Below are 10465 nucleotides of genomic sequence, written 5' to 3' on the forward strand. Positions count from 1 at the left end.
AAAGTTACATAAACCTTATTATTTTCATGATATTAACAAAGTAAAACTTAAGTTCTCATTCATTAATTCGTCATGGTGTTAAGTAAAACTAATATAACCAATCATTCATATAATGGTCATGTATATGCATTATTTTCTATTTACCCTCCTTATTGGAAACCTACACTTATGCTACCGCCATTAAAATCACTGGTCGCTTTTGAAGCTTGCGCAAGACATAACTCAATAACCAAAGCTGCCGAGGAATTACACGTTACTCAAGCCGCTATCAGCCAACACATTAAAGCATTAGAGCACTATCTTGGTTTTCCTTTATTCAACCGTGAAAAAAGACGCTTAAAGCTGTCTATTCAAGGCTTACAGTATTACCCAACCGTTCATCAGTCTCTTCGTGCTATTAGCACTCAAACCAAAGCGTTAACGCATAGAAACGAACCGCAGCTGCTTTCAGTCAAAGTGAATACCTCGTTTGCCTATCATTGGCTTATTCCAATACTTGACGATTTCTACCAGCAACACCCCTATATTCGTATTAAGCTTTACTCAGAAGACTGGCCTCAACTAGAAGCAACACAAACGAATGTCGATATAGAGATCGTTAATGGTCAGCCAAACCCAGAACAACACACTGAACTGCTATGTAAAGAATATTGGATTGCCGTTTGTAGCCCTGCTTTTAAAGAAAGGCATAAAGAAGCCATAGCTGCGGGTGCGTTTGAAGAACTCCCAGGGATATATGTACGTGGCTATGCTGAAGGTTGGCACGAATGGATGGCCAGTAGTACGCAGAATTCATCTCCTCCGGTTCAACACTACGAAGTCGATAGTACTTTAATGGGGTTAGAACTTGCGGCACAAAGCGCTGGGTTAATGCTATGTCGCTCTCTTAATGCAATACCACAACTGAAAAGTGGCCGTATAATAATGATAAATAACCATCTTATTGCATCGACAGATAGTCATTATTTACAATATGATAAAAACAATGCGCCGCCGAAAGTTAACCTCTTTACAGCGTGGCTGAGACAAAAGCTGCTGACACTGCGTCCCGACGAACAGTTTTTTTCCGCAATACCCGAACTATCTAAACAACAAGTATCATGAGAAAACAATGCATTACATCCTCCTAACTATCGCTATTATTGCTGAAGTTGCAGCAACTACAGCCCTAGCCAAAACAGCAGGCTTTACTAAACTGGCCCCTACCCTCGCTTGCTTATTTTTCTACTTCGTCGCTTTTGCCTGTCTGGCACAAGTTGTGAAAATTATACCTGTTGGGATAGCCTACGCTATTTGGTGCGGTGCAGGTGTTGTGTTAGTCGCGGGACTGGGTTGGATGCTTTACCAACAAAAACTTGATATGCCGGCAATCATCGGTATTAGTCTGATCTTAACCGGTACCATTATAATTAATCTTTTTTCTAATTCAGTCTCCCACTAATCGCCTGTTTTTATAAATCTAAAGGCGTACATTCGGGTAAGCTCAGTACAATAATATCGACCTAGAACACATACTTGCTAGATATCTGTTTGTGAACACCACCATACTCAGCATTAAATCTACCGCCAAGGTGAACTGGCATTAAGTGGATGGGTACGTCGTTGCTCCTTTGCGATGTGTAAGCTGAAACTCATCGAGGATGAGTTTCAGCTTAGGAAACATGAGCATCAACAGATGTGAGGAAAACTACCGTTGATTTAGCTCACTCAGTTTACCACCAACACCTTGCGAATAGGCACGATCATAATACTCGTCCCAGTTGATAGACCAGAACATCACACCACCAAAGTTATCGTAGCGTTTTTCAGGAACAACGGTATCACATTGAGTACCAAGAACGAGGCAATCTAACGCCTTATTGGTATCAGCTATTGTAGCTTGACCACTGCCTGCGGCTTTAGCGCCTGATGGAAGGCCAATTGATACCTGATCATCACGTAATGGTTCAAAGTTTGGACCTTGACCATATGCTGTTTGAAAGCCTTCAACCAACATTTTCTGGGCTGCAACCATCATATCAACAGAGCCAGCAGGAGCTGTACCGCCATATGGATGTTCTAAACCACCGTTGTTATATAGCTGAACATGTAGAAGATCGAGCATATCACGGGTTTCGTTAATCACCGGCAAGTAAGCCCCCCAGACGCTACCATCTGCCACGCTTACATAACCACCTTGAACATACGGGTGCTCTGGCGCCATGGTGAGATACAAATCCCTGCCAAGTTTGTCTTGAATACTACGTAACGCACGAGGAAGACGTTTCTGAATTTCTGAACCGTTGACTAGGCCCGAACCACTTTCGTAGTCCACATCCAATCCATCAAAGCCCCACTCTTGAACAATTGCCGTTAGACTTTCAACAAAGGCTTGCTCAGAAGCATCATTGTTAAGGGTAATCGTGCCTTCAGCACCACCAAGTGATAGTACAATCTTACGACCATCAGCTTGTAAAAGCTGAATATCTTGCTTGAAACGCTCTGCATCAATGGCTGGGCAGCCTCCATCACCTGAGAATAGGTTGAAGTAGTTACTTCCTGGTGCTGAGTGGCTGGTATCGGCAAAGGCAATGTCGATCACATCCCATTCGGTAGGAATATCGCTTAGGTTCATTGGGCAAACAGAACCGTTTACGAAATTATGCCAGTAGCCAACGAGTTTGTGCTTTCTTTCTTCAATCAATGTCACGCTGATTGGTACCGCACTTGAAAACTCTTCATCGCCACTACCATCAATTGCTTTTGCTTGGATCTGGTAATCACCCGCAGCTTCAGAAGTCCAAGTTGCTTTATAGGGTGCTTGTTGAACCGTAGCAACAACTTTACCATTTACAAGAAATTCAACACGATCAATATCTGAAGTAAACGACTTCGCGTCTGCCTGCATCGCAACAGGTGTACCAATGCTAAAGCGTGAGCCGGCTGTTGGCTTCGTTAGGTCAACGACTAGAGCTTGATCGGTAACAGTCACTTGCTGAGTGGTCTCACCTTCAGCGTTATCTTCATCAGTTGCTATGGCTTTTAGCAAAGTGTTACCGATATTTACTGGAGTCCATTCAAGCTGGTAATTATTACCATCAGCAATACCAGTACCAATAAGCTGATTGTCTGCGAAGAATTGTACTTTAGTGATAGCAAAGTCACCTGCCGTAGCATTCGCCACGAGGTTTGTTGGAATACCTGCTAACAACGTTTCACCAGCAGTTGGTGAGGTAAAGCTAAGCTCAGGAGCTGTACCACAGTCGCCTTCATGCTTCCAAGCATCTTGCCAATGTTGGCCAACACCTGGTTCGTATGCCCATGCGGCACCACCACACCAGCCAGCAACCTGACAGCTATATTGATTATCAACGTTAGTAACGAGTTGGCCCTGGGTATAGCTTTCGCCTTCTGTATAGGCAGGGAGATCCTTACAACTACCACCAGGTGTACTGCCGTTAACGGTGAAACTCACCGCTTCTGTTTTGGTGCTCTGCTGTTCGCTATCAATAGCTTGAGCAAACACAGCGTGGTTTCCTGCAGTGGAAGTCCAGTGGTGTTCGTATGGTGCATTGTTATCGCTGCCAACAAGGGCATCGTTAAGGTAAAAATCTACGCGGTCAATGCTACTATGGTTGCTGCTGGCATCGGCAGCTATAGTCACGATGTCACCTTCATCGAAGGTGCTGCCCGAACTCGGTGAAGTTAGAGTCACTTCTGGCGGTAAGGCAATATCACCATCGACAATAGCCACATTCACCTGACTGGTTTCAGTCATGTTGTCGATGTTGGTAGCTTTTACTGAAATTACCGTTTGGCCTAGTTGAGTTGGCGTCCATTCCGTAGAAAATGGTTCTTGTTGGATAATGGCTACTGACTCTCCATTTACAATAAACTCAACTTCTTTTATCTCAGAGTTTTGGCTGCTCACTTGGGCCGCAAGTAAAATGGGTTTATCGAGAACGAATTGGCCGCCATCTTGAGGGGACGTTATGGTAATTGCAGGTGGTTGTGGCTCGCCAGAATCACACTGACCAAGTAAGCTCCATTCCTGCCACTGACCTGAAAATTCGTCAGGAGCATTACCTTTAGACCACCAATTAGCTTGATAAGCATGCTCAAGGTGCTGAATACTCTCACCTTCATTATAAACTGTAGTGCTATTCCATACTTCTAGCCCTGTACAGTCATACCCACTAGCAAATACCTGAGGTGAAATTAATGTGGCAATAATGCCTGTAAGCGTTAACTTTCTCATTAAAGATCCTATTTATGTATTTTTATTTCCATTGACAGCAGTCATCCGAAAAACCGAGAACGATTTCCAGTTCTCGGTTTAACATCATTGGTTACCAACTGGTGATAACATCAATACAGTCAATTAGTTGTTATCAATCAGCTCATTGAAGTATTCAACCTGCTCTTTGGTAGTCAAACTTTCGGTATTCGAACCAAGGGTCCAAATAAAGAAACCACCATAACCACTTAGCTTCTGCCACTCGGTACGCTTGATATTATTCTCGCGAGTTTCAACAAACCGGCCATCAGGTCCCCACTGGCTATTAATCGTATTACCAAGCACAACTTTGGTCTTATCGCCGATATGCTGTGCATAGTTCGCCATTGCAACTTCATATTTGAAGTTTTGACCTGCGTCGTAAGCCATCACATTGAAGAAGTCGAACGTATCGCGGGTATTTTGAAGTAACGAGATCACTTCACCATGGTGTGCAGAGCGAGAAGGCTCTACAAATGAACAGTCTTCGTATACCGATGGGTTGGCACACTCGACTGGATCAGCACCTACGTGGTAAGTCGTCAGTGACAACAGCTTACTATTACCAATGCGCTCTCGCAGCAAAGCGACCAATGCTTCTAGGTTCCGGTTATCTTGTTCTGAAATACGAACAGTACGCTCAAAATCAAAATCGATACCATCTATAGTCGCGTAACCCGCTAATTGATATGCGTTGTAATCACAGTCACCCTGCCAATCGTACGCCAAACACTCACCAGCCAATTCTTCAGGCTTCAAACCTTTTTTATACACTGGGTATGGCGTGTTTAAGATAGATACCAACTCATCAGCAATCGCTTCACGCTGTCCTTCTGTCCCCATGTGAGTCCACATGCTGTCATACGCTGCACCGCCCATTGCTACCATCATTGCTTTGTGTGGCTGTTCATGTTTAAGCTGAGTCCATGACTGGTACTGTGGTGCAATCCAACTAGAATCATAATCTGGCGTGATCATACCATCAGAGATTGTCACCTTACCTGATGCATCCCACTGACCAAATGACAAAAAGTAACCATCACCTTTAGAGTTTTGCAGCTCTTCAATATCTGATAACCCCCAAGAAGTGAGGTAAGTGATAGAACGATCAGGGTTATCGCCTAATTCAGGTCCAGACGCAGATTCCTTTACTTCGATCTGTGCCGGTGCGGAGGTTTGCTTCTGTCCTTCAGAGTTATAGGCTATCGCCGTGATAACATGCTCACCAACTTGCGCACCATTCCATTGATACTCAAATGGCGCTTGGGTCAATTCTTCCAATACATCGCCGTTCAGAAGGAATTGTACTTTCGTTACATTACCTTCAAACGATTTAGCTTCAGCTGCCAAGCGGATACTGCGCCCTTGATAGAAGGTTGAGCCATTCGTTGGTGCAGTTAGGCTTACCACGATATCAAGATCGGTTACTGCAAGTGTTATTGGTGCAGTTTCAGACGAACCTTCCTGATCATTGTGCGCCACAGCCGTAAGGTTATATACACCTTCGCTCTGTGCTGGCAATACGATATGGTACTCATCGCCATTGATCGGATCAGTACTCGAGCCTGCGAGTTCACCGTTTAATTCAACGTCTACTCGCGTGACTTTTGCTTCGTCATCGGCAGCATTCACAATAACAGGAATAGTTTCACCCGGACGGAATCGGTCGCCGTTGCCCGGAGAGACAAGATCAACTTGAGGAATTGGGGTTGGATCGCACTCACCATCGACATCCCAAGCATCTTTCCATGCATCAGGGTAATTAGGATGACCAGTGCCTGGAGCCCATACCGGGTCACCACACCAGCCAAAGACTTTACAGGTATAGATAAACCCAACATTGGTTACCTGATCACCCACTTGATATGGTGTGCCATCTTGATACAGCGGAACATCACCACACTGATTACCAGAGTCTTTGGTCACAGTTATATTTACTTTGGCATTACCTGTTAGTGATTGCTCATCAGTCGCAACGGCTTTCAACTCGACGCTACCAGTAACGTCAGGGTTCCAATCACATGAAAAGTCTGATGTCGTTGTTGCATCAATCACACACACTTCTTGGTTATTGGCTGTCACTTGAATCGTGGCTAGATCATCATCAGCATCAGCATCAGTGGCATTTAGTTGAATGTTAACAGTGTCAGACTGCTTGAATGCCCCCCCTTCTTCTGGGCTCAAAAACTCGACTTCCGGTGGTTGGAACTCATTCGAATCATTGTAAATTTCAACTGAAGCATTATCGGCTTTTATGCGAGTACCAGCTTCATTAAACAGGATAACCTCTATGGATCCGGAGCCTAACTGAGATGGTGTCCAAGCCATATCATACTCTGCTTGGTCTTCTTGAACTTGCTGGATACCCACTTTTTGATTAAATGCCCAGAACTCAATCTGATGGGCGTCATCACCCTCTACGTTAGCAACAATATTTGTTTGCAGGCCAAGTTCTAGTCGGTCGCCATCTCGCGGTGACAACAATGAAACGTCACCGGACGGCGGTATCTCGCCACCTTCACCGTTAAATTCCACACTCTGCTCAAATGCATCAAGATCGGCGATCATACCGCCAAAGCTGACCGTAATGACAAAGTCATCCCCTTGCGACAAAACAGAATTTGCCCAATCTTGCTGAGGAAAGTCAAACGTTAACGTATGAAGCACTTTACCATCTGAAGTCGGCGTATGTACCAAACTCCATGCCGGATATGCCAATGCCGTTGATGACCAATTAATGCTCGATGCAGCGGTATCTAATACAAATTCTAAAGTCGATTTATCTACTTCTACACCATCGGTATCAGCATTTTCGACATTAATCTGGTACGTACTCCAGTGTTGTCCTTCACTTTGTGGAGTAACACCAATATCAACATTACTTGCAATTGCCATCCCCATTGGAGAAATCATTAATCCTGCTGCAATTAATGCGCCAGTTACTTTATTAACACGTTTATTAAATAATGGTAAACGCATAGTTTATCCCTACTATTATTTTATTATGATTAAGTAATACCTCTTAAGGGGAAAACCAACTGAAATAATCCGAATAGCGTTAAACAGAGAAAAAGGTTAATACAAAAGGTAAGTAAGGTACTAAATGTACACGTACTAAACGATTTCTCTACCCTTCGAAAATAATATTCAAAACCCCTTAGAAGCAAATATATGATATCCAACTTTCTAGACATTTAAAGTATAGATGGTTGAATCAGGATCACACAATTAGAAATTAAATATCATTTAATAAAAATAATATAAAATAAATACTATCCACTAAGAAAAAATCAATTAAACACCCAAAAGGTCAGACCACGCATTAGTTTAAAATATTACACCAAACACACAAAAACCATTTGAAATCAACATACTAAGATCACAATACGACATCACTGGTTATATTTAAAAATCTCAAAACTAATAAAGGAATGAAAATGACAATATTGACGGAATTGACAAAATTAACGAAGATAACGATAAGCAATGACAAGGTTTTGAAAATAAAACCGATAAAAATAACTACTACTTAGATGCAGGAATGATAATTACATGATATGTAACATGGGGATAGTTGTTCTTAATGAATGTTTTAACTGTTAGCAATAATCAATATTAAGCTCAAACAAAGCTATATCATCACTAGCCTTAACTTGATAAGTTCGATTTATCTTATGATTATCTAAACGTGTATTAATAGGATGCTCACAAATTTCATCTATAATAGATTTAGAAATATCCTGGATGTGCTGATGAAGTAAACTACCAGTATTCACTATCTGCTGAGAAGTTTGCTCAAGTTTAATAGTTAAATACACACTCTCGACTTTTACGATTTCTTTTACCTCTGGTTGCAGAGAGTTTATCGCATCAAACCCCACAGGTTCGACAGCATCAGGCTGGGACAACCAGTCACCTTGGTTGCTATAAGCATGGCCACCTCCAGTCTTTTCGATTAACAAAATGAAAGAAACATAACTCGCGACCTTCGCAAACTTAAAAAATAATCGCATGTACATGCACAAACCGATAATCAATATGGGTCTTAATGAAAGTAAGGCAAGACACCACGCAAAATAATGCTTAATGCTACTATCAAAGAACAACAGCAAAATAGGTCATTTTGCGACATATGCTGATTTTGTGTAAAGAAGAGACGAATTCTATCAATAGGTTTCGCCTACTAAATCAATTAGCACTACCCATTTCAGCTTAATGGCCACGAGCGTTATCCTCTCTTGGTAAATCAAGTTCGAGGTAAATATGTCTGTTGAAAACCAATCTTTAGAAAGCGATTTTTTAGAAAACAATTTTTTAGCCCCCCCCTTAGATAACCAACGCGCGCTTATTGTGGAAGGAGGTGCGATGCGGGGGATCTTTGCCAGTGGCGTATTAGATGCATTTATGGAATATGATTTCAAACCGTATGACTTTGCCATCGGTGTATCAGCAGGTGCTTCCAACTTGGTCGGCTATATTGCCGGTGCACCTAAACGCAGCTATGACGTGATCACGAAACTGGCCACCAGCCCTGAGTTTTTTAATCCGACTCGTTTTTTAAAAGGTGGGGATCTGGTTGATGTCGAGTGGCTATGGCACCAATCAAACCAGCGCTATCCAATAGACAAAGATAAGTTTTATACCTCTCTCCCTTTCTGGGCTGCGGTAACCAACATCGAAACAGGGAAAGCGGACTATTACCGTATTGACGAGCACAATGCCGACAATGCAATGGTTGCTACTGCTGCCTTGCCTATCGCTTTTAAAACAACGCCTTGTTTTTCTGGTGGCTGTTTTAGTGACGGCGGCGTGGCCGACTCAATCCCAGTAAAGGAAGCTTACCGCCGTGGGGCTAGAGACATCACCGTTGTTTTATCTCACCCTCTGAATTACCAAAAGAGCGAATCAAAAACACCGTGGTTAATTAAAAGGCTCCTATCTCGTACACCGGGCTTAGCCAAGGCAATGGTAATGCGGAACAAAACCTATAACGAAGCACTGGATTTCATTCGCAATCCACCCAGTGATGCAAAGATCAAAGTGATCGCCCCACCCAACAATTTCACTGTGAAACGCTTAACAATGAACAAGGCAGTGCTAAACCAAGGCTATGAGATGGGGCTAAGCGCAGGCAAAGAGCACATTACGAACCTTAAAGGATTGAATGGACTCACAGAAGAAAACTGCCACTTTTGTATTTAGGGTCTGTTGGCCCTAATCTTCAGCCACAAATACGTACATGTCACCACGACAATAGTTAACGCTGTACTCCATCAGCTGACCCGATGCATCATAAGCGACCTGATTAATCACCAATACAGGAACCGTTGATTTCAGCCCTAAGTGTTCAAGAAACTCATCGGTCGGTAGCTGAGCACTGACTCGGCTCTTAGTACGAGTTAAGGTAATATTCTGGCTTTGGAAATACTCATACAGCGACATTTGAATATCATCAGCATCTGCAATTAAGTGTGCCGGTACGTACGACTCTTCAATAGAAACAGGTTGGTCGTCAATATAGCGAATTCGTTTTAACAAGAAAACGTCGTCATCAGGGGTAATTTGAAGCTGGCTGGCGACATCATCATTACAAGGAACGATTTCTTTCTTGATCCATAGTGTATCAGGGCGCTTTCCTTTCAGTACCACTTGTTGAGAGAAGCCTTTTGGCTCTTTCAATGAATACTCAAGGGTATCGCTAACCATTGTGCCGCAGCCTCGAGAGCGGACAACAACACCTTCTTTATCAAGCACATCAAGCGCTTTACGAACCGTAATACGAGAGATTTCCAGCATCTCGCCAAGCTCTCGCTCTGTCGGTAAAAAATCGCCTCCGACTAACATTTTTTGCCGAATCGCCTGCTTCACAGTTTCGGCAACTTTAATGTAAAGTGGCGATTTATCCTTTTGCTCTAAACGCGCTTTAATGAGCTTGATCAAGTTATTGTAATCGTTCATTTATTCATGCTTTTCCTTGAGTACTGGCCTGATTATACCCAAGCGGATAGGCTGTAGCCATAGCGCTAGGCCAACTGTAACCGCCATTAATACTGCACAGATCTGATAAGCAAGCTGGTAATTCCCTGTACTGTCAACGACTACGGCAGCAAGAATAGGGCCAATAAAGCCTCCGGCACCCCATGCTGTATATAATACGCCGTAGTTAGCGCCATAGTTTTTTAAGCCAWAGAAACTCGCCATAATTGAAGG

At 43.0% G+C, this 10465-nt stretch carries 7 protein-coding genes and 1 pseudogene; 3 read left to right on the top strand and 5 right to left on the bottom strand.

The window, feature by feature from the left end; all coding sequences use genetic code 11:
- Positions 1-168: 168 nt before the first annotated feature.
- Positions 169-1104, top strand: coding sequence for a LysR substrate-binding domain-containing protein (locus L4D78_RS23165; protein WP_428469120.1), 936 nt, complete (start codon positions 169-171; stop codon positions 1102-1104).
- A gap of 7 nt (positions 1105-1111) precedes the next feature.
- A complete protein-coding gene (locus L4D78_RS23170) occupies positions 1112-1441 on the top strand; it encodes an SMR family transporter (protein ID WP_428469121.1) in 330 nt (109 codons plus the stop codon).
- 246 nt (positions 1442-1687) lie between these two features.
- Here the strand turns inward: L4D78_RS23170 and L4D78_RS23175 are convergent, their stop codons facing one another.
- From L4D78_RS23175 to L4D78_RS23185, 3 genes are all read right to left on the bottom strand, one after another.
- Complete coding sequence (locus L4D78_RS23175; protein ID WP_428469122.1) at positions 1688-4237, bottom strand: Ig-like domain-containing protein; 2550 nt, start codon at positions 4235-4237, stop codon at positions 1688-1690.
- 123 nt (positions 4238-4360) lie between these two features.
- Entirely contained in the window at positions 4361-7234 is a 2874-nt protein-coding gene (locus tag L4D78_RS23180; RefSeq protein WP_428469123.1) for an Ig-like domain-containing protein, read from the bottom strand.
- 620 nt (positions 7235-7854) lie between these two features.
- Entirely contained in the window at positions 7855-8274 is a 420-nt protein-coding gene (locus L4D78_RS23185; protein WP_428469124.1) for a hypothetical protein, read from the bottom strand.
- Between the two features lie 244 nt (positions 8275-8518).
- Here L4D78_RS23185 and L4D78_RS23190 point away from each other — a divergent pair, with 244 nt between their 5' ends.
- Positions 8519-9457 carry a patatin-like phospholipase family protein gene (locus tag L4D78_RS23190; RefSeq protein WP_428469125.1) on the top strand — a complete coding sequence of 313 codons (939 nt, stop codon included), beginning with the start codon at positions 8519-8521 and terminating at the stop codon, positions 9455-9457.
- A gap of 12 nt (positions 9458-9469) precedes the next feature.
- On the opposite strand, the gene L4D78_RS23195 is transcribed toward L4D78_RS23190, so the two are convergent.
- Both L4D78_RS23195 and L4D78_RS23200 read right to left on the bottom strand, forming a co-directional pair.
- The gene (locus tag L4D78_RS23195; RefSeq protein WP_428458360.1) at positions 9470-10213 is read right to left on the bottom strand and encodes a GntR family transcriptional regulator; all 744 of its coding nucleotides are present in this window, start codon (positions 10211-10213) and stop codon (positions 9470-9472) included.
- Positions 10214-10465 (bottom strand): annotated as a pseudogene (locus L4D78_RS23200) (L-lactate MFS transporter); the annotation flags it as partial.

The organism is Photobacterium minamisatsumaniensis, assembly GCF_050336695.1.
Classification (GTDB): domain Bacteria; phylum Pseudomonadota; class Gammaproteobacteria; order Enterobacterales; family Vibrionaceae; genus Photobacterium; species Photobacterium minamisatsumaniensis.